This is a genomic window from Kitasatospora sp. NPDC002227, from assembly GCF_040296285.1.
Taxonomy (GTDB): Bacteria; Actinomycetota; Actinomycetes; order Streptomycetales; family Streptomycetaceae; genus Kitasatospora.
On sequence record NZ_JBEOWY010000001.1, the window covers coordinates 371,377 to 391,015 of the forward strand.

Annotated in this window: 17 protein-coding genes; 4 read left to right on the forward strand and 13 right to left on the reverse strand. The window is 72.5% G+C overall.

The window, feature by feature from the left end:
- Positions 1–102: 102 nt before the first annotated feature.
- From ABT095_RS01675 to ABT095_RS01710, 8 genes are all read right to left on the reverse strand, one after another.
- Positions 103–2,568 (reverse strand): SpoIIE family protein phosphatase, encoded by a 2,466-nt coding sequence (locus ABT095_RS01675; protein WP_350527220.1) that lies wholly within the window; start codon positions 2,566–2,568, stop codon positions 103–105.
- Positions 2,569–2,683: 115 nt separating this feature from the next.
- Entirely contained in the window at positions 2,684–3,310 is a 627-nt protein-coding gene (locus ABT095_RS01680) for a TetR/AcrR family transcriptional regulator (protein WP_350527221.1), read from the reverse strand.
- A 28-nt stretch (positions 3,311–3,338) separates the two neighbouring features.
- Entirely contained in the window at positions 3,339–4,943 is a 1,605-nt protein-coding gene (locus tag ABT095_RS01685) for an AMP-binding protein (RefSeq protein WP_350527222.1), read from the reverse strand.
- 84 nt (positions 4,944–5,027) lie between these two features.
- Positions 5,028–6,194, reverse strand: coding sequence for an acyl-CoA dehydrogenase family protein (locus tag ABT095_RS01690; protein WP_350527223.1), 1,167 nt, complete (start codon positions 6,192–6,194; stop codon positions 5,028–5,030).
- Positions 6,195–6,234: 40 nt separating this feature from the next.
- Positions 6,235–8,151 carry an acetyl/propionyl/methylcrotonyl-CoA carboxylase subunit alpha gene (locus ABT095_RS01695; protein ID WP_350527224.1) on the reverse strand — a complete coding sequence of 639 codons (1,917 nt, stop codon included), beginning with the start codon at positions 8,149–8,151 and terminating at the stop codon, positions 6,235–6,237.
- Between the two features lie 17 nt (positions 8,152–8,168).
- On the reverse strand, positions 8,169–9,764 hold the full coding sequence (locus ABT095_RS01700; protein ID WP_350527225.1) for an acyl-CoA carboxylase subunit beta: 1,596 nt from the start codon (positions 9,762–9,764) through the stop codon (positions 8,169–8,171).
- The gene (locus ABT095_RS01705; RefSeq protein WP_502884789.1) at positions 9,761–11,530 is read right to left on the reverse strand and encodes an acyclic terpene utilization AtuA family protein; all 1,770 of its coding nucleotides are present in this window, start codon (positions 11,528–11,530) and stop codon (positions 9,761–9,763) included. Before ABT095_RS01705 ends, ABT095_RS01700 begins: the two co-directional genes overlap by 4 nt.
- An 82-nt stretch (positions 11,531–11,612) precedes the next feature.
- Positions 11,613–12,212 (reverse strand): CGNR zinc finger domain-containing protein, encoded by a 600-nt coding sequence (locus tag ABT095_RS01710; RefSeq protein WP_350527227.1) that lies wholly within the window; start codon positions 12,210–12,212, stop codon positions 11,613–11,615.
- A gap of 103 nt (positions 12,213–12,315) precedes the next feature.
- Here ABT095_RS01710 and ABT095_RS01715 point away from each other — a divergent pair, with 103 nt between their 5' ends.
- On the forward strand, positions 12,316–13,161 hold the full coding sequence (locus ABT095_RS01715) for an SDR family NAD(P)-dependent oxidoreductase (RefSeq protein ID WP_350527228.1): 846 nt from the start codon (positions 12,316–12,318) through the stop codon (positions 13,159–13,161).
- A 138-nt stretch (positions 13,162–13,299) separates the two neighbouring features.
- Here the strand turns inward: ABT095_RS01715 and ABT095_RS01720 are convergent, their stop codons facing one another.
- Together ABT095_RS01720 and ABT095_RS01725 are read right to left on the reverse strand one after the other, a co-directional pair.
- On the reverse strand, positions 13,300–13,575 hold the full coding sequence (locus ABT095_RS01720; protein ID WP_350527229.1) for a hypothetical protein: 276 nt from the start codon (positions 13,573–13,575) through the stop codon (positions 13,300–13,302).
- Between the two features lie 2 nt (positions 13,576–13,577).
- Entirely contained in the window at positions 13,578–13,805 is a 228-nt protein-coding gene (locus ABT095_RS01725) for a hypothetical protein (protein ID WP_350527230.1), read from the reverse strand.
- 219 nt (positions 13,806–14,024) lie between these two features.
- Between ABT095_RS01725 and ABT095_RS01730 the strand changes: the two genes are divergently transcribed.
- Positions 14,025–14,699, forward strand: a complete 675-nt coding sequence (locus ABT095_RS01730) for a Type 1 glutamine amidotransferase-like domain-containing protein (RefSeq protein ID WP_350527231.1) — start codon at positions 14,025–14,027, stop codon at positions 14,697–14,699.
- Between the two features lie 32 nt (positions 14,700–14,731).
- Here ABT095_RS01730 and ABT095_RS01735 read toward each other — a convergent pair whose 3' ends face one another.
- On the reverse strand, positions 14,732–15,511 hold the full coding sequence (locus ABT095_RS01735; protein WP_350527232.1) for a class I SAM-dependent methyltransferase: 780 nt from the start codon (positions 15,509–15,511) through the stop codon (positions 14,732–14,734).
- Positions 15,512–15,692: 181 nt separating this feature from the next.
- Entirely contained in the window at positions 15,693–16,613 is a 921-nt protein-coding gene (locus ABT095_RS01740; protein ID WP_350527233.1) for an oxidoreductase, read from the reverse strand.
- An 82-nt stretch (positions 16,614–16,695) separates the two neighbouring features.
- Here ABT095_RS01740 and ABT095_RS01745 point away from each other — a divergent pair, with 82 nt between their 5' ends.
- Positions 16,696–17,292, forward strand: a complete 597-nt coding sequence (locus ABT095_RS01745) for a TetR/AcrR family transcriptional regulator (RefSeq protein WP_350527234.1) — start codon at positions 16,696–16,698, stop codon at positions 17,290–17,292.
- A gap of 7 nt (positions 17,293–17,299) precedes the next feature.
- On the opposite strand, the gene ABT095_RS01750 is transcribed toward ABT095_RS01745, so the two are convergent.
- Complete coding sequence (locus ABT095_RS01750) at positions 17,300–18,862, reverse strand: APC family permease (protein WP_350527235.1); 1,563 nt, start codon at positions 18,860–18,862, stop codon at positions 17,300–17,302.
- Positions 18,863–19,160: 298 nt separating this feature from the next.
- Between ABT095_RS01750 and ABT095_RS01755 the strand changes: the two genes are divergently transcribed.
- Entirely contained in the window at positions 19,161–19,412 is a 252-nt protein-coding gene (locus ABT095_RS01755) for a chaplin (protein ID WP_350527236.1), read from the forward strand.
- Positions 19,413–19,639: the final 227 nt, after the last annotated feature.

Here is a 19,639-nt window from a genome sequence, read left to right on the forward strand (position 1 = left end):
TTCGCCATCGCGCCCCGCAGCGCGGCCTGGGCGTCGTCGTTCACCAGCGAGAAGGCGATTCTCCCGCGAGAATGCGGCCGGCCCGGCCGGTGGAACGGGACGTCAGCGCCCGAGCGGCAGCTCCAGCTCGGCCCAGACCACCTTGCCGGCCCTGGTCGGCCTGGTGCCCCAGCGGTGCGCCAGCTCACTCACCAGGTGCATCCCCCGGCCCCCCTCGTCCTGCTCCGCCTCGCTCCTGATCCGCGGCGCCTGCCCGCCCGCGTCCGAGACCTCGATGGTGAGCGTGCGGTCCCGGAACAGCCGCAGCCGCCGCGGCGCGCCCGCGTGCAGCAGCGCGTTGGTCACCAGCTCACTGACCGTCAGCTCGGCGATGTCCACCAGCGAGCCGAGGCCCCAGTGGCTCAGCGTCGACCTGGTGAAACGTCTCGCCATCCCGGGCACCGAGCCCGTGCCCTCCAGCGCGAGGGTGGCGATCCGGTCCCCTGCCACCGGGAGGGCCCGCGCCATGATCATCGCGATGTCGTCCTCCGAGGCGTCGGCGACCAGCGCGGCCAGCGCCGCGTCGCAGCTCTCCTCCAGCGTCCGGGCCCGCCCGGCCAGGGTGTGGCAGAGCAGGCCGATCCCGTGGTCGATGTCCTGTCCGCGCCGCTCGACCAGCCCGTCGGTGTAGAGCGCGACCAGCGCCCCTTCCGGCAGGGTGAACTCGGTGCTCTCGAAGGCCACCCCGCCCACGCCCAGCGGCACGCCCGGCGGCAGCTCGACCACCTTGGCGGTGCCGTCCGGCGAGACGATGATCGGCGGCAGGTGTCCGGCGGCGGCCACCGTGCAGGTGCGGTCCACCGGGTCGTAGACGGCGCAGATGCAGGTGGCGAACTGGCCCTCGCCGATGCCGGTCGCCGTCTCGTCCAGCCTGGTCAGCACCTGCTCGGGCGGCAGGTCGAGGGTCGCCAGGGTACGCGCCACCGTCCGCAGCTGCCCCATCGTGGCGGCGGCCCGGATGCCGTGGCCCATCACGTCGCCCACCACCAGCGCGACCCGCCCGCAGGAGAGCGGCACCACGTCGAACCAGTCGCCGCCCACCTCGCTCACCACGCTGCTCGGCAGGTAGCGGTAGGCGATCTCCAGGCCGAGCGTGCGGTGGATCTCCTGCGGCAGCAGGCTGCGCTGCAGGGTCAGCGCCGTCTCGCGCTCGCGGCGGTAGAGCCGGGCGTTGTCCAGCGCGATCGCGGCCCGGGCGACCAGTTCCTCGGCCAGCGCCACGTCCGCCGTGCTGAACGGCTCGGGGTTGCGCATCCGGACGAACTCGGCGCCGCCGAGCACCATGCCCCGGGCCATGATCGGCACCATCAGGTACGAGTGGATGCCCGCGTCGATGCCGGGCTTGACCCTGGTCTCGTCCGAGACCAGCGCGGTCAGTATCTGCTCGTCCACGTGGCTGCGCACCAGCGGTCTGCCGCTGCGCAGGCACTCGGTGTACACCCGTCTGGAGTCGTACTCGGTGGTCTCCCCCACGCTGTCGGCCGCCGAGGTGAGCCCCGACTCGTACGCCTCGCCGACGGCCACGGCCCGCAGCTTCACGCCCCGGTCGGGGGCCAGCTCGGACGGCTCCTCGCCGCGCAGCACCGGGTCCAGCAGGTCCACCGCGGCGAAGTCGGCGAACCGGGGCACCACGGCCGCGATCAGCTCCTCGGCGGTCTTCTGCAGGTCCAGCGTGGTGCCGATCCCGGCGGTGGCCTCGGCCAGCAGGGCGAGCCGCTCCTGGGCGCGCGAGGCGCGGGCCTCGGCCTGGAAGCGCTCGGAGACGTCGATGATCGAGGAGCTGACCCCGAGCACCCGGCCGCCGGCGTCCTCGAGCCGGAAGTAGGAGGCCGACCAGGCCCGGTCCCGGCGCGGGTCGCCGGGGGTGCGGCCGTGCGAACGGGCGTCCACCACCGGGCGGCCGGTGGCCAGCACCTGCCGCATCACGGCCTCGATCTCGGCGCTGTTGATGCCCGGCAGCACCTCGCTGATCCGCCGGCCGATGTGGTCGGCCACCGGCACCCCGTTGATCCGGGCCAGCGCGTTGTTGAGCCGTACGTACCGCAGGTCGGCGTCGTACACGGCCATGCCGATCGGCGACTGGGTGAAGAACCCGTCCAGCACCGCCAGGTCCCCCTCGACCTGGCGGACGGCCAGCACCGAGGAGGCGGTGGCCAGCAGCATCGGCACCCCGCCGGGGCCGGCGATCGGGTAGGTGCGGAACTCCAGCTCGACCAGACGGCCGTCCCGGTGACGCACCGAGAAGACCCCGGACCAGCCCCGGCCGGCCATGATCTTCTCGAACATGCCGACCACCCGGGGCCGCTCGCTCTCGGGCACCAGCAGCGGCGCCGCGAGGGCGCCGACGGCCTCGTCCGCCGGATAGCCCGTCAGTGCCTCGGCGTCCTCGCTCCAGTGCAGGATCCGGCCGCTGCCGTCCACCAGGGCGGTGGCCAGCGGCACGAGCGGGTGGCCTTCCAGGCGTGGCGGTGCGTCACCCGGCGCCCCCTGGCGGGCTCGGTCGGTGTGGGACCGCTGGAATCCGTGCATGGTCAGGACATCACCTGCCGAGTACCTTCCCGGTCATGGCCGGGTGAATCCGGCTCCCCCAAGACTGCACGGAGCAGCCTTGCACGGCTACTCCTTGCATTCGATCAATTTCCGGTCACAGCCCAGCCTCGGGTCCGCCGAGGGTGCTGTCCAGCACCCTCGCCCACTGGCGGATGACATGCGCGCGCCGGGCGCTGTCGTCGGTGAGCAGGTTGGCCAGGCCCAGCCCGCGCGCCATGTCCAGCGTCGCCTGGACGGTCTCCCGGACGCCCGGGGTGCGCTCGTCGGCGCCCAGGAACTCCACGGCGGCCCGGTGCGACTCGCGGCCGACGTGGTTCTCCAGCGCGACGATCCGCTCCCGCAGCGGCGCCTCGGTGGCCGCCGCCACCCACAGGTGCAGGGCGGCCCGGAACAGCTGGCCGGTGTAGAGCCGCACGATCAGCCCGACCACGGCCTCCGTCCGGGCGGGCCCGGCCGGCGGCAGCTCGCCGGCCGCCGCCTGCACCGCCGCCAGCCGCTCGGCGGCCACGTGCTCGACGGCGGCGGTGAACAGGTCCTCCCGGGTCGGGAAGTGGTGCTGGGCCGCGCCCCTGGTCACCCCGGCCCGCTCGGCCACCACGGCCACGGTGCTCCCCTGCCAGCCCAGCTCGGCCAGGCACTCCACCGCCGCCTCGAGCAGCCGGCGGCGGGTGGCTCGGCTTCGGCTCTGCTGGGGGGCACGGGCGGCGGTGTGGCTGGTCATGGCTGCTTTCCGGGTCGGCGGGCTTCGGTCAGATCCTCCCAGACGCCTGGCCGTCCCTCTCCCGCAGCTGCCGCCGCAGGATCTTGCCGCTCAGCGACTTCGGCACGGCGTCCAGGAACTCCACCGCGCGCACCTTCTTGTACGGCGCGACCCGCTCGGCCACGTACGCGCTGACCTGCTCCTCCGTCAGTGCGCTGCCCGGGGTGCGGACCACGAAGGCCTTGGGCCGCTCCTCGCCGTCCGCCCCGAAGACGCCGACCACGGCGGCGTCGGCCACCTCGGGGTGGGCGAGCAGCAGGGCCTCCAGTTCGGCGGGGGCCACCTGGTAGCCCTTGTACTTGATCAGCTCCTTCACCCGGTCGACCACGAAGAGGTAGCCGTGCTCGTCGACGTACCCGACGTCCCCGGTGTGCAGCCAGCCGTCCGCGTCGACCATCGCGGCGGTCTCCGAGGCCCGCCCGAAGTATCCGCGCATCACCTGCGGGCCCCGGATCACCAGCTCGCCGCGCTCGCCCGGGCCCAGGTCCGCGTCGCTCCCGTCCAGGGCGGTGACCCGCAGCTCGGTGGAGGCGACCATCCGCCCCACCGTGCCGCGCGGCGGGTTCTCGTCCTCCAGCGGGACGACGTGGGTGGTGGGCGACAGCTCGGTCATGCCGTAGCCCTGCAACACCCGGGGCAGGCCGAGCCGCCGCGCGCAGACCTCGGCGAGATCGGCGTCCAGCGGGGCGGCGGCGCTGAGCAGGTAGCGCACCGAGGAGAGGTCGTACTGGTCGACCATCGGGTGCTTGGCCAGCGCGAGCACGACGGGCGGGGCGACGAACAGGCCTTCGATCCGCTGCTCCTGGATGGTCTTCAGGAACTGCTCCAGATCGAAGCGCGGCAGCACCACGACGGTCGCGCCGCAGCGCAGCGGCTGGTTGAGCAGGGCGGTCTGTCCGTAGATATGAAAGAAGGGCAGGATGGCCAGAATCCGCTCGCCCACGCCCGGGCGCCGCACCGAGTCGGTCTGCAGCAGGTTGGCGGCGATGTTGCGGTGGCTGAGCATCACGCCCTTGGGCAGGCCGGTGGTGCCGCTGGAGTACGGCAGGACGGCTATGTCCTGCGCCGGGTCGAAGCTCACCTGCGGCTCGGGGGCGGTGCTCGCCATCAGGTCGGCCAGGGTGCGGAAGCTGCGGCCCGGGCTGTCCTCGCAGAGGAAGACCTCGCGCAGCGGGTGGCCTGCGGCGGTCAGCGCGACCGCGGCCTCCTCGGCGACCGGCAGGAAGGGGGTGATGGTGAACAGCCAGCGGGCGCCGCTGTCGCGCAGCTGCCCGGCCAGCTCACCGGCGGTGGCCAGCGAGTTGACGGTGGTGACGGTCGCGCCTGCCCGGATGGCGGCGTAGAAGGCGATCGGGTAGGCGATGGTGTTGGGGCTGTGCAGCGCGATCACGTCGCCCTTGACCACCCCCGCCTCGGCCAGTCCGGCGGCCGTCCGCCGGATCGCCTGGTCCAGCTCCCGGTAGCTCAGGCTCCGCCCGGTGATCCCGTCGACCAGCGCCGGCGTGTCCGCGTGGTCACCGGCCCCGCCGAACACCTCCTCATGGATCGGCAGGTCTACCAGCTCGATCTCGGGGAACTCGCTGCGGAACACCATCTACGCCTCCGGCTGGGTCGGGGTGGAGCCTCCAAGACTGCTGCGTGCGGCCCTCCGTGACCAGAGGGCCGCACCAGCTCGGTGCTAGTACGACTTCGGCAGGCCGAGGGTGTGCTGTGCCACGTAGTTGAGGACCATCTCCCGGCTGACCGGGGCGACCCGGCCCACTCGGGTGGCGGTCAGCAGGGCCGCCAGGCCGTACTCCTGGGTGAGACCGTTGCCGCCGAGGGTCTGGACGGCCTGGTCGACGCTGCGGCAGGCGGCCTCGCCGGCCGCGTACTTGGCCATGTTCGCCGCCTCGCCGGCGCCGATGTCGTCGCCCGCGTCGTAGAGCGCCGCGGCCTTCTGCGTCATCAGCCGGGCCAGCTCGACCTCGATCGCGCACTGGGCCAGCGGGTGGGCCAGGCCCTGGTGGGCGCCGATCGGGGAATCGCCCCAGACGGTGCGGGTCTTGGCGTACTCGACGGCGGTGGCCAGCGCCTGGCGGGCCATGCCGAGCGAGAAGGCGGCGGTCATGATCCGCTCGGGGTTGAGCCCGGCGAAGAGCTGCAGCAGCCCGGCGTTCTCGTCACCGACCAGCGCTTCGGCGGGCAGCCGCACGTCGTCCAGGAAGACCTGGAACTGCCGCTCGGCGGTGAGCAGTTCCATCGGGATCGGCCGGTATTCGAAGCCCGGGGTCTCCCGGGGCACCACGAACAGCGCGGGCTTGAGCTTGCCGGTGGCGGCGTCCTGGGTGCGGGCCACGAAGAGCGTGGCGTCGGCCCGGTCCACGCCCGAGATGAAGACCTTGCGGCCGGCGAGCACCCACTCCTCGCCCTCGCGGCGGGCGACCGTGGTGATCTTGTGCGAATTGGAGCCGGCGTCCGGCTCGGTGATGCCGAAGGCCATCCGGCGGGTCCCGTCGGCCAGTCCGGGCAGCCAGCGGCGCTTCTGCTCCTCGGTGCCGAAGCGGGCTATCACGGTGCCGCAGATCGCAGGCGAGACGATCATCATGAGCAACGGGCAGCCCGCCGTGCCGAGTTCCTCGAGCACGATGGCCAGCTCGGCCATCCCGGCGCCGCCACCGCCGTACTCGACCGGCAGGTTGACTCCGAGGTAGCCCAACTTTCCGGCCTCCGCCCAGAGTTCCTCGGTGGCCTCGCCCGCACGGGCCTTGGCCTGGAAGTACGCGGGCCCGAACTTGCGGCCGAGGTCCGCGACGGCGCGCCGCAGGGCCTGGTGTTCCGGGGACTCGATCAGTGCTGCGGACATGGACGTGGTCCTCTCCGGGGCGAAATGGGTCGGGTGCGGCCTACGCGGGTTCGACCACGGCCAACAGGGCACCGAGGTCGACCTGTTGGCCGGGCTTGACGTGCAGGTCGGTGAGCACACCGTCGGCGGGGGCGCAGACCTTGTGCTCCATCTTCATCGCCTCCAGCCAGAGCAGCGGCTGGCCGGCCGTGACACTCTCGCCCGGCGCGACGGCCGTGCGGACGACGGTGCCGGGCATCGGTGCGAGCAGCGCGCCGGGCGCGGCCTCGCTGCTGCGGTCGGGGAAGCGGTCGAGGGCGGTGAGTGCGACGGCACCGAGCGGCGAGTCCACGTGCACCAGGGCGCCGTAGACGGCGAGTCGGAAGGTGCGGGTCAGACCGCCGGCCCGCAGGGTGACCAGCTCGGGGCCGGCCGCGACCAGCTCGACCCCGGGGTGCCCCTCGGCCAGCAGCCCGTCGCGGGTGAGCCGGTAGCGCACCTGGTGCTCGGTGCCGTCCGCCGCACGGTAGCTCTTCAGCTGCGCCTGCGAGGGCAGGTTGCGCCAGCCGGAGGGAAGCGCGGTACGCCGGGTGGCCGCGTCGCCCAAGGCCGCTGCCAGGGCCGCCAGTTCGGTGTGGCCAGGCGCCTCGACGGCCGTGATCTCGGGCAGCAGGGCGGTGTGCACCTGCCCGGCCAGGAAGGCGGGGTGCCGCAGCGCGGCCACCAACTGGGCCCGGTTGGTGGTGAGTCCGTGGATCCGGGCCCGGTCGAGCGCGTCGGCCAGCCGGCGGGCGGCCTCGGCCCGGGTGGGCGCCCAGACGATCACCTTGGCGAGCATCGCGTCGTAGTGGATGCCGACCGTGCTGCCCGACTCCACCCCGGAGTCCAGCCGCAGCACCGGCTCGCTGCCCGCGCGGCTCGTGAACCTCAGCTCCGCTCCCGGCACTTCGAAGTGGTGCAGGGTGCCCGTCTGCGGCTGCCAGTGCTCGTCCTCGGCGTACAGCCGGGCCTCGATCGCATGGCCGTTGATCTCCGGCTGCCGCGCCGGGAGTCCGGCCCCCTCGGCGATCCGCAGCTGCCAGGCGACCAGGTCCAGGCCGGTGACGGCCTCGGTCACCGGGTGCTCGACCTGCAGGCGGGTGTTCATCTCCAGGAAGTAGAACCTCCCGCCCTCGCCGAGCAGGAACTCGGCCGTCCCGGCGCCGGCATAGCCGATCGCCCGGGCCGCCGCCACCGCCGCCGCGTGCAGCTCGGCCCGCACCGCCTGGTCCAGCCCGGGCGCGGGGGCCTCCTCGATCACCTTCTGGTGCCGCCGCTGCAGCGAGCAGTCCCGCTCGCCGAGTGCCCAGACCTCGCCGTGCCCGTCGGCGAGCAGCTGCACCTCCACATGCCGCCCGGTCTCCAGGTACGGCTCGCAGAACACCTCGGCCGAGCCGAAGGCCTTCGCCGCCTCCGCCCGGGCCGCCGCCAACGCGCCGTCCAGCTCGACGAGTTCCCGCACCACCCGCATCCCGCGCCCGCCGCCGCCGGCCGCCGCCTTGACCAGCAGGGGCAGGTCCGCCTCGGTCGGCTCGGCGGGCGCGCTCAGCACCGGCACCCCGGCGGCCGCCATCAGCCGCTTGGCCTCGGTCTTGGAGCCCATCGAGGCGATCGCGGCCGGCGGCGGACCGACCCAGGTCAGCCCGGCGGCCAGCACCGCCTCGGCGAACTCGGCGTTCTCGGAAAGGAATCCGTACCCCGGGTGCACGGCGTCCGCCCCCGCCGCGAGCGCGGCCCGGACGATCGCCTCCGCCCGCAGGTAGGTCTCGGCGGGCGCGGCCCCGGGCAGGTGGACGGCGGTGTCGGCCTCCCGGACGTACGGCGCCTCCGCGTCCGGGTCGGAGTACACCGCCACGGTGGCGATGCCGAGTTCGCGGCAGGTCCGGAACACCCGGCGGGCGATCTCGCCCCGGTTGGCGACCAGCAGTGATGTGATCATCTGTGAGCTTCTTTCCCCTACATCCGGAAGACGCCGTAGCCACGCGCACCCTCGACCGGGGCGCTGTGGATCGCGGACAGGCACAGGCCCAGGACCGTACGGGTGTCCCGCGGGTCGATCACGCCATCGTCGTAGAGCCGCCCCGAGAGGAACACCGGCAGCGACTCGGCCTCGATCTGCTGCTCCACCATCGCCCGGATCGCGGCGTCCGCGTCCTCGTCGTACGGCTGCCCCTTGGCCGCCGCCGACTGCCGGGCCACGATCGACAGCACCCCGGCCAACTGCTGCGGGCCCATCACGGCCGACTTGGCGCTCGGCCAGGCGAACAGGAACCGCGGGTCGTAGGCCCGGCCGCACATGCCGTAGTGCCCGGCCCCGTAGGAGGCGCCCATCAGCACCGACAGGTGCGGCACGGTCGAGTTGGCGACGGCGTTGATCATCATCGCGCCGTGCTTGATGATGCCGCCCTGCTCGTAGGCCTGGCCGACCATGTACCCGGTGGTGTTGTGCAGGAAGACCAGCGGGATGTCCCGCTGGTTCGCCAACTGGATGAACTGGGCGGCCTTCTGCGACTCCGCGCTGAACAGCACCCCCTGCGCGTTCGCCAGGATGCCGACGGGGTACCCGTGCAGCCGGGCCCAGCCGGTGACCAGGCTCGCGCCGTACCGGGGCTTGAACTCGTCGAAGTCGGAGCCGTCCACCAGCCGCGCGATCACCTCGCGCGGGTCGAACGGCACCTTGAGGTCGCCCGGCACGATGCCGAGCAGCTCCTCCTCGCCGTACTTCGGCGGCTCGGAACTCCAGGGCTGCGGGCCCGCCTTCTGCCAGTTCAACCGGTGCACCACCCGGCGGGCGATCCGCAGCGCGTCCGGCTCGTCCTCGGCGAAGTGGTCCGCCAGGCCGGAGACGCGGGCGTGCATCTCGGCCCCGCCCAGCGACTCGTCGTCCGCCTCCTCACCGGTGGCCATCTTCACCAGCGGCGGGCCGCCGAGGAAGACCTTGGCCCGGTCCTTCACCAGCACCGTGTGGTCCGACATGCCCGGCACGTAGGCGCCACCGGCCGTAGAGTTGCCGAACACCACTGCGACGGTGGGGATTCCGGCGGCGGAGAGCCTGGTCAGGTCCCGGAACAGCGCGCCGCCGGGGATGAAGATCTCCTTCTGGCTCGGCAGGTCGGCCCCGCCGGACTCCACCAGGTTGACCAGCGGCAGCCGGTTGCGCAGCGCGATCTCGTTGGCCCGCAGCGCCTTGCGCAGCGTCCACGGGTTGCTGGCGCCGCCGCGCACGGTCGGGTCGTTGGCGGTGATCACGCACTCGGTGCCCTCGATCACCCCGATCCCGGTCACCAGGGCCGCGCCCACCGGGTAGTCGCTGCCCCAGGCGGCCAGCGGGGAGAGCTCCAGGAACGGCGAGTCCTGGTCGATCAGCAGCTCGATCCGCTCCCGGGCCAGCAGCTTGCCCCGCTTGCGGTGGCGCTCCACGTACTTGGGGCCGCCACCGGCCAGCGCCTTGGCGTGCTCGGTGTCCAGTTCGGCCAGCTTGGCCCGCATCGCGGCCCGGTTCTCGGTGTACTCCGGCGCGGCCGGGTCCAGTTGGGTGCGCAGCACGGTCACGGCCGGGCCTCCTCCTCGTCGTCCAGTGGTTCGGGATCAGCGGCCAGCACGGCCTCCGGCAGCTCGACCGGCCTGGCCCGCAGCCACTCCCCCAGCGCCTTCGCCTGCGGGTCGAACCGCTCCTGTGCGGCCACCCCCCGGCCGAGCAGGCCGGTGACGGTGAAGTTCACCGCCCGCAGGTTCGGCAGCAGCTGGCGGCTGACCTTCAACTCGGCGATCTCCGGAAGTAGTTCCTTCAGTCTCTCGACCGTCAGCGTGTGCGCCAGCCAGCGCCAGCCCGGCTCGCTCCGCGCCCATACGCCGAGGTTGGCATCCCCGCCCTTGTCCCCGCTGCGCGCTCCGGCCACCAGGCCGAGCGGCGCCCGCCTGGTTGGGCCGGCCGCCAACTCCTCGGGCAGTGGCGGCTGCTCGGCCTCCGCCGGCTCCCGGCACTGCGGTGCGGGCGCGATCGCCCTCGTCGATCCGTCCGGCAGCACCGCCGTGTGCGCCACCTCCGTGGCCGGCACGTGAGCCGCCTCGAAGACGCCGTAGGGCGTGCCGGGGCCGGGCAGCCCGGCCAGGTGGAAGCCCGGGTAGCTCGCCAGGCCCAGCTCCACCACCGCAGCGCTCAACGCCTTGCCGACCAGCCGCTGGTCGGTGTCCCGCACGGCCAGGTGGAGCAGCGCGGAGGCGGTCTGCTCCGTCGCCGCGTCGGCATGGTCGGTCCGGGCCAGGGTCCACTTCACCTCGGCCGGCGCCGGGTCGAGCGCGGCGGTCAGCTGCTCGCGGACCAGGGCGGCCTTGGCCTCGATCTCCAACCCGGTGAGCACGAAGGTGACTTCGTTGCGCCAGCCGCCGAGCCGGTTGAGCCCGACCTTCAGGGTCGGCGGCGGGGCCTCGCCCCGTACCCCGCTGATCCGCACCCGGTCCGGGCCCTGCTGCTTCAGCCGCACCGTGTCCAGCCGGGCCGTCACATCGGGCCCGGCGTATCGCGCCGGGCCTGTCTCGTACAGGAGTTGGGCGGTGACGGTCTCGGCGGTCACGGCTCCGCCGGTGCCCGGGTGCTTGGTGATCACGCTGCTGCCGTCGGCGTACAGCTCGGCGATCGGGAAGCCGGGGCGGCGTACGTCATGCTCGGCGAAGAACGCGAAGTTGCCGCCGGTCGCCTGCGCCCCGCACTCCAGCACGTGACCGGCCACCACGGCGCCGGCCAGCGCGTCCAAGTCCGCGGGCCCCCAGTCGAAGTGCGCGATCGCGGGCCCGGCCACCAGCGCGGCGTCAGTCACCCGCCCGGTCACCACCACCTGCGCCCCACCGCGCAGGCACTCCGCGATCCCGAACGCCCCGAGGTACGCATTGGCGGCGAGCAAACCCGGCGGAAGCCCCAACTCCTCTGCCCTGCCGAGCAGATCGTCCCCGACCACATGGCCGACTTTGACCCCGAGCCCGAGCTTGCCGGCCGTCTCGCCGACGACCTCGGCCAGCCGCGCGGGGTTCAGGCCCCCGGCGTTGACCACGATCCGCACCCCGCGCTCGAGCGCCAGCCCGAGGCTCTCCTCCAACTGCCGCACGAACGTCCGCGCGTACCCCAGCCCCGGGTCCTTCAACCTGTCCCGGGCCAGGATCAACATCGTCAACTCGGCCAGGTAGTCCCCGGTGAGGACATCCAACGGCCCCCCGGCCACCATCTCCCGGAAGGCCGCCTGCCGATCCCCGTAGAACCCCGAAGCATTCCCGACCCGCAGCACGCCAGCCTCCCCGACACACCAGCCCCGCCTACGAGGCAGCAGCCTGGCAGCGCCCACCGAATAAAGCAAGCACGCATGCTTGTTTTATTCGCGGACGGGAGCCGGCCGACCCGGCCGGCCCCTACGCCCCGGCGGTGTCGCGCTGCCGCCGGCGGTGCTTGCGCATGGAGACCTGGGAGCCACAGCCAGTGCTGCAGTACAGCCCGGCTCCGTTCCGGGTGCGGTCGAGGAAGCCGAAGTGGCACGGGGGGTTGCGGCAGGCCTTGATGCGCCCCCAGTCGCCGCTCTGCGCGAACGTCGTCACCGCGGCCAGGACCGTCCCGAACACTCGGGGCACGCCCGCCTGCGGCGAGGCCAGCTCCACGCCGCCGGCCGTCACCACCGTGGCCAGCGGGTAGAGCGAACCCACCCGGCGCAGGTGTCGCTCGGCCTGCTCCAGCGGCGCGCCGAGACTCTCCTCGTCGCCCGAGTGCGCGAGCAGCACCGTCACCAGGGCGTCCCGCAGCTCGCGCGCGACCGCCGCGTCGGCGTCGGTCACCACGGTTTCGCCGCCGAACTCCTGATGCTCCGTCAGCCAGGCCGCGAACGATTCACCGTCCCCGAACAGCTCTCGGCGGCCCGATCCGTCCGCGCGCGTGTTCACGAACGCGAGAACGGTCTCCACCGTCGGCGTGACGGTGCGCGGGCTGGGCTTTGGGGGTCCGGCTGCCGAGGTGCTCATCCCCTCACCGTACCGCAGCGCGATCTGTACTAAGCCGGCTAGTCACCAACGCACCGGCCGATCACGGTTGACTCGTTGCGAGCTAACCGCTTACGGTCGCAACATGACACTCACTCAGCAGACCCGTCCCCGCACCTGGCTGATCACCGGCGCGACCACCGGCATCGGCCGCGAACTGACCCGCCAGGCACTGGAGAACGGCGAGACCGTCGCGGCCCTCGCCCGCGACACCACTCCCCTGGACGAACTGGCGCAGGCACACGGCGAGCACCTGCTGGCCGTCCAGGCGGACGTACGCGACGAGCAGGCCGTCCGGGTGGCGGTGGAGAGCACGCTCGCCCGGTTCGGCCGGATCGACGTCGTGGCCAACAACGCCGGGTACGGGCTGTTCGGAGCCGTCGAGGAGGCCTCCGACGCGCAGGCCCGGGCCGTGTTCGACACCAATGTCTTCGGCGTGCTCAACGTGCTCCGTGCCACCCTGCCGGTGCTCCGCGCCCAGCGGTCCGGGCACATCCTCCAGGGCTCCTCGGTCTACGGGCAGTCCGCGCACCCCGGGGTGGGCCTGCTGGCCGCCACCAAGTACGCGGTCGAGGGGCTGTCGGACGCGCTCGCGGCCGAGGTCGCTCCGCTCGGCATCAAGGTCACGCTCATCCAGCCCGGGATGACCGCGACCCCCTTCCTCGCCAACCTCGACCTCGCGGCCGCCCTGGACGACTACGACCCGACCGTCCGCGAGGTCCGGAAGGCCATCGGAGAGCTGCCGCTGTCCGCCTTCTCAGCCGCCGCGCGGGTCGCCGAAGGCATCCGGACGGCGGTCGACAGCCCCAACCCTCCCCTGCGCCTGGCCCTCGGCACCTCCAGCGCGGCGGGCCTGCGCCCCGCCCTCGAGGCCCGGATCGCGGACCTGGACAACTGGCAGGGTGTCACCGACGCCGTCGACCGGCCGTGAGCCGCGAGGCCCCCTACACCGGCGCGACACTGCCCACTTGTGCCCCGCGGTGACGGGAACCTCCACGGGAGCCCGGTCCCCCAGTTGCCCTCGGCCGGGTGACCGGCCGAGGGGCGGGAGGGCCGGGTTCCGTGCGGGTCAGAGGACCGCGAGGTGGATGCGGAAGTTCAGCGGGCTGCCCCAGTTGACCGAGACGTAGAGGAGCACGTGGCCGCTGTCCTGGGGGGCGATGTTGTCGACGGTCATGGTGGCGGCGCCGAGGAAGGGGAAGTCGAGCGGCTCACCGGAGGGCTGGGAGAGCTCGCAGATGCTGGCGAAGACGTTGCTGTGCCGGTTGATCACCCCGGCGGGGAAGGGGCCGACGTCGAAGGTGAAGGTGCCGTTGCCTCGGGCGTCGACGGTCCAGGTGCTCATGACTACTCCTCGCCGGCCGTGCTGGACTGCGGAACTGCGCTGATCTGCTGACGCGCCTGGGGCGCCACGCTTTCGGCCGACGGCACCGTGACGACGGAGGTCACGGCGCCGGGCAGCTGACGGTTGCCCGGGAGGGCGAGGGATTCGGGGTGCGGCGCTGCGGGCGACCGCTGCGGGATGGCGGTGAGGTGGGGACGGTGCTCGTCACCGGTCCGGGGATCTTGACTCACGGAACTTCCTCCGTTCGGATGCCTGTGCTTCGCATCCAAACGGTCATCTCTCCCCTCCCACCGGCGCTGTAACGGCGCCCGCCGGGGCTCGCGGGAGCCCGGCCTCGGCGGCCTCCCGCTTCCGCGCCCGGCGTTGTCGTACCCGCCTGGCATCATCGGACTCGCGCAGCCGGGTCAACCTTGCCCGCCTGCTTCGACCGAGACCGACGCTGAGGCGTGATGAAGCTGCTCCTTACCGATTCCGGTGTCAACAACGACAGCATCCTGGCCGCCCTGGTCGATCTCCTGGGCAAGCCGATCGCCGAGGCCACCGCCCTCTGCATCCCCACCGCCGGGTACGGCGGCCCGAACGGCGGTCCGTTCGGGCCGTGGCGTTTCGTCAGCGGCAACTCCCACTGCCCCATGACCGGCCTGGGGTGGAAGTCGGTCGGCGTCCTGGAGCTCACCGCACTGCCCGGCATCGACAAGGAGCTCTGGACTTCCTGGGTCCGGGAGGCCGACGTCCTGCTGGTGAACGGCGGCGACGCACTCTACCTGGCCCACTGGATGCGGGAGTCCGGCCTGGCCGACCTGCTGCCCTCCCTGCCCGACACCGTCTACGTCGGCTTCAGCGCCGGGAGCATGGTGCTGACCCCACGTATCGGCGAGGAGTTCGTCGGCTGGCAACCGCCCACCGGCGGGGACAGCACGCTCGGCCTCGTAGACTTCTGCATCTTCCCGCACCTCGACCACCCGGACTGTCCGGAGAACACCACGGCCGACGCCGAACGGTGGGCCGCCCGGATCGGGGCGCCGGCCTACGCCACCGACCACCGGACCGCCATCAAGGTGACCGACGGCCAGGTCGAGATCATCTCCGAGGGCCACTGGAAGCTGTTCAACTCGGCGCCGTAAGTACGGACGGGCGCCCCGGGCGCCCACCGGGCTCACCGCCGTCGGGTCCGCAGCACCCCCGTCCGCAGCGGCAGCGTGAACTCGCCCTGCGCCGTCTCCGGCTGCTCCGCGAGGTAGCTGCGGATGGCGGCCAGCCGGGCCTCGCGCTCGGGCCCCGGCATGACCAGCATGCCCGCCCTCGTCCCGAGGGTGGCGGTCAGGGAGTCGGCGGTGCGGAGCTGGCCGTGCGGGAACTCGGCCTGCTCCGGCGAGCCGAAGAACGCGGGCGCCGCGCTCCGGGGCAGGTGGGCCCGGGCCGTCTCGGTGCGCCAGCCGGCGGGCGTGTCCCGCGGGCCGATCGCCTCGGGCCCGCTGACCTGCGCGAGCCCGGCCACCCAGCCGACCTGATCGTCCATCAGATTCCACAGGCCGGCCAGTACGCCGCCGGGCGCGAGCACCCGGGCGATCTCCGGCCCGGCGACCACCATGTCGAACCAGTGCATCGCGTTGCCCGCGAGCACCGCGTCGACCGAGCCGTCCGCCAGCGGAATCTCCTCCGCCCGGCCCGCCAGCGCCCGCACGCCCGGCAGCGCACCGCGCAGCTCGGCCAGCATCGCCGCATCGGGCTCGACCGCCACCACCTCGGCCCCCAGCGCCACCAGCGTGGCGGTCAACTTGCCGGTGCCTGCGCCGAGATCGAGTACTCGCGGGCCCGGCGCGGCCTCGAGCGCCCAACGCACCGCCTCCCGCGCGTAGTCCGGCCGGTGCTCGGCGTAGGCGACCGCGGCCGCGCCGAACGAGCTTGCGTGAACCAGCTGTTCGTCATGATCCATCCGTTCACGCTACCAATTCGGTCGGCGGACGGAGCGCCGCACTGCCCGAATGGCCGTTCGCGTCCATCATGAAACCGGGAGAGGCCGTGAGGAGCGCGCCGGCGGTGGGGACGGCGCCTCCTGCCGGGTCGACTCCCCCGACCGTCCCGCCTCCTGCGCCCTCCCGGCAACCCCCGTGCCGCTACTGCCCGTTGGCCGGGCCAAGCTTCGGGAAGGCGGTGCCGGTCAGCTGCTCCGAGTCGGCCCACAGGCGCTTGGCGCTCGCCGGGTCGCTGGCGGCGGCGGTACGGCCGACCAGGGTGGGGTGGCCGCGGTTCTCGGCGAAGCCGTCGGGGCCGAGGTAGCTGGCGCCGGGCAGGTCCATGGTGGCGGCGAAGAGGGTCGGGAGGGCGCCGGCCCGGCTGTCCTGGGCGATCACCTTGTTGCCGACCACCATCAGCGCGCGGCGCACCGCGCTGGCGTCGTTGCTCTGCAGGTTGGTGGCAGCATAGCCGGGGTGCGCGGCGAGGGCCCGGACCGGCGATCCCGCGGCGGCGAGGCGGCGCTGCAGTTCGAGCGTGAACAGCAGGTTGGCCAGCTTGGACTGGGCGTAGGCCCGGATCGGGTGGTACTCGCCCTTGAGGTTCAGGTTCTCGAAGTGGATCCGGTTGCCGGGGTACTTGTGCAGCCCGGAGGCGACGGTGACCACCCGGTCGGTGAGGTACGGCAGCAGCAGGTTGGTGAGCGCGAAGTGGCCCAGGTGGTTGGTGCCGAGCTGGGTCTCGAAGCCGTCCTTGGTGGTGCCCTCCGGGACGTTCATCACGCCGGCGTTGTTGACCAGGACGTCCAGCTCCCCGTCCCAGTCGGCGGCGAACTCGCGCACCGAGGCGAGATCGGCCAAGTCCAGCCGCCGGACTTCGACGCTGCCCTTGGTACCCGTCACGGTCGCCGCGGCGGCCTCGCCGCGGGCGACGTCGCGCACCGCGAGGACGACGTGCGCCCCCGCCCGGGCGAGGGCGTCGACGGTCGCGATGCCGAGCCCGCTGTTGGCGCCGGTCACCACCACGCGGCGGCCGCTCTGGTCGGGGATGTTGCCCACGTTCCACTTCGATGTGTTCGCCATGTCCACGAATGTAGGCACCGACAACAATGCTGTCAATGCCAACAATGTAGCCAGCGGACACATCGCAGGTAGGATGACCTCCATGCACTCTCGTCGCTACCACCACGGAGACCTCCGCGCCGCCCTCCTCGAGCGCGCCGAGGAGACCCTCCGGGAGAAGGGGCCGGCCGCTCTCTCACTGCGCGAGCTGGCTCGCGACCTCGGTGTCAGCCACGCCGCCCCGAGCCGCCACTTCAAGGACAAGCAGGCTCTGCTCGACGCCCTGGCCCTGACCGGGTTCGAGCGCCTCAACGCGGCCCTGGCCCAAGGCCCCGCACTCGACGGCCCGTTCGCCGACCGGCTCGCCGCCCTGGCCCACGCCTACGTCGGCTTCGCCACCGCGAACCCCGAACTGCTCGACCTGATGTACACCGTGAAGCACGACCCGCAGGCCACCGAGGCCCTGATCGGCGCCGCCTACCAGGGCCTCCAGCAGGCCGCCGCCCTCGTCGCCGACGGCCAGCGCACCGGCGAGGTCCGCCCCGGCCCGGTCGAACAGATCTGCCTCCCCGCCCTCGCCACCGTCCACGGCTTCGCCGACCTCGCCGTCGGCGGCCTCCTCTCCCCCGAAGAGGCCCGCACCGGCCTGGACGACGTCATCACCTACATCCTCCGCGGCTGCGCCCCGGACCAGGCCTGACCAGGCCCTACGGCGCGTCGGCCGGGTCGGCCGCGCTGACAGGGACGTCCGGGTTCCTGAACCAGGAGCCCTGGACGGCGTGTTGGATCAGCATCAGGACGGCGCCGAGCACCAGTGCGCCGATGCCGATCACCGTCACTCCGCCGGTCTTGCCGAAGATCGGCAGATCGATCGAGGTCGCGCCGTAGTCGGGCTTGGCGTAGACGTCGAAGGCGGCGTAGCAGAAGAAGTAGAGCAGGCTCAGGCCGCCGAGCAGCGGCAGCACGCCCTTGGTGACGAAGTCGCGCGCGCTGCGGGTGAGCACCCGGCGGTAGTACCAGACGCAGGCGAAGCCGGTCAGCCCGTAGTAGAAGGCGATGCCGAGGCCGACCGAGGCGATCGAGTCGGTCAGCACGTTGCCGCTGATCGCGGTGAGCAGCACGTAGAAGGCGATCGAGGCGAGGCCCATGCCGATGGTCGACCAGGTCGGGGTGCGGAAGCGCGGGTGGACCCGGCCGAAGGGCTCGGGCAGGGCGCGGTGGGCGGCCATCGAGAAGGAGGTGCGGGCGGTGGGGAGGATGGTGGTCTGGGTGGAGGCGGCGGACGAGGTGAGCACCATGAAGATCATCAGCTTGGTGAGGAACCAGCCGAATCCGGTGCTGCCGAAGACCGCGCCGCCCAGCCCGGAGAGCACGTCACCCGAGTTGTCCGGATTGCCCAGGCCGATGCCGTCGGTGCCGACGCCCGCGAAGGCCTGGGCCGAGGTCGAGACCAGGGCGTAGATCAGCAGGAGCAGCAGGGTGGAGATGACGGCGGCCCGGCCGGGGGTGCGCGCGCTGTCCTCGGTCTCCTCGTTGACGGAGACGGCGGTGTCCCAGCCCCAGTAGATGAAGACGGCGGCCAGGATGCCGGCCGTGAAAGCGCCGCTGGAGGAGACCTCGAACGGGTTGAACCAGGAGGCCGCGAGGTGGATCGAGCCGGTCGGCGGGTGGCTGCCGTAGACCTTGACCAGGGCGGTCACCGACAGCAGCACCAGCATCGCGATCTCGATGCACAGCAGCCAGCGCTGCAGGGCGGCGGAGATCTCGATGCCGATGTAGCAGATCAGCGTCATGACCACGATCCAGGCCACCCCGGCCACCGTGGTCCAGGTGCTGTTGCCAGCCAGCGACTCCAGGCCGAACAGCCGGAATCCGTAGACCCCGGCGATCTGCGCGAGGTTGGCCATCACGATGATGTCGGCGACGATGATGCCCCAGCCGCCCATCCAGCCGGTGCGCGGGCCGAACGCGCGGGCGCCCCAGACGAAGGTCGTCCCGCAGTCCGGGTCGCTGGCGTTCAACTCCTTGTAGGCGTAGGCGATCAGCAGCATCGGGATGAACGCCAGGATGGTGATGATCGGCGCCTGCAGCCCTACTCCGGCCACGATCAGGCCGAGGGTGGCGGCCAGGCTGTAGGCGGGCGCGGTCGAGGCGAGGCCGATGGCCACCGAGGAGAACAGGCCGAGCGCGCCGCTCTTGAGGCCCTTCTCGCCCGCGCCCGAACTGATCACCGTCGGCGCCGCCGGTACGGACTTCCCGGAAGGGGACACAGCACCCACCTGCTCTCTGACGCCTCACGAGCGCGATTCACGGACCAGGCCCAGGTCAGGGGCACATCTCAGCCTAGGCCCGCCCAGGCGCCGTCGCCCCGTGGCGACACCGCGGCACCGCGCTGCCTACCCGCCGCACGGGTGAACGAACCGGCCCGGGGGCGGCCGGGCGGGTGAAACCTCGGTGCGCCGCCCGGCCCGCGCGCCGTCGGTGTCCCAACACTGGGGTCCTGGTCACCTCGCACCGCCGTTCGGCCGGAGGTGACCCACTGCGTGATCAGGCACCATCCCCCCAGGAATGGAGAAGACCATGAAGGACATCCGCAAGGCCATTGCTCTCGCGGTGGCCGCCGGAGCGCTCGTCCTCGGCTCGGCGGGCGCGGCCTGCGCCGACGCCAACGCGGAGGCGGTCGTCGTCGGTTCGCCGGGAGTCCTCTCGGGTAACAACGTCCAGATCCCGATCCACATCCCGATCAACATCTGCGGGAACAGCGTGAACGTGCTCGCCGCGCTCAACCCGACGGCCGGCAACACCTGCATCAACGCGTGACCGACCGTTGAGGCTCGGGTAACACCCTGCTGAGAGGGGTCGGCGCCGCCCGTCGCGGGCGCGCCGGCCCTGGCCGGATGAGAGTTCCGGAAGCGGTTCCTTAGTTTTTCCTTCGCCCCCTGTGCGGCTTGTGTGAAAACAGCCGACCAATGGGGGCTTTCGTCCGTTTTGCTGCGGTTCAGTGGCTCGATTTACCAGTCATACCAGCAGCTTTTCCTTCTGCGGCG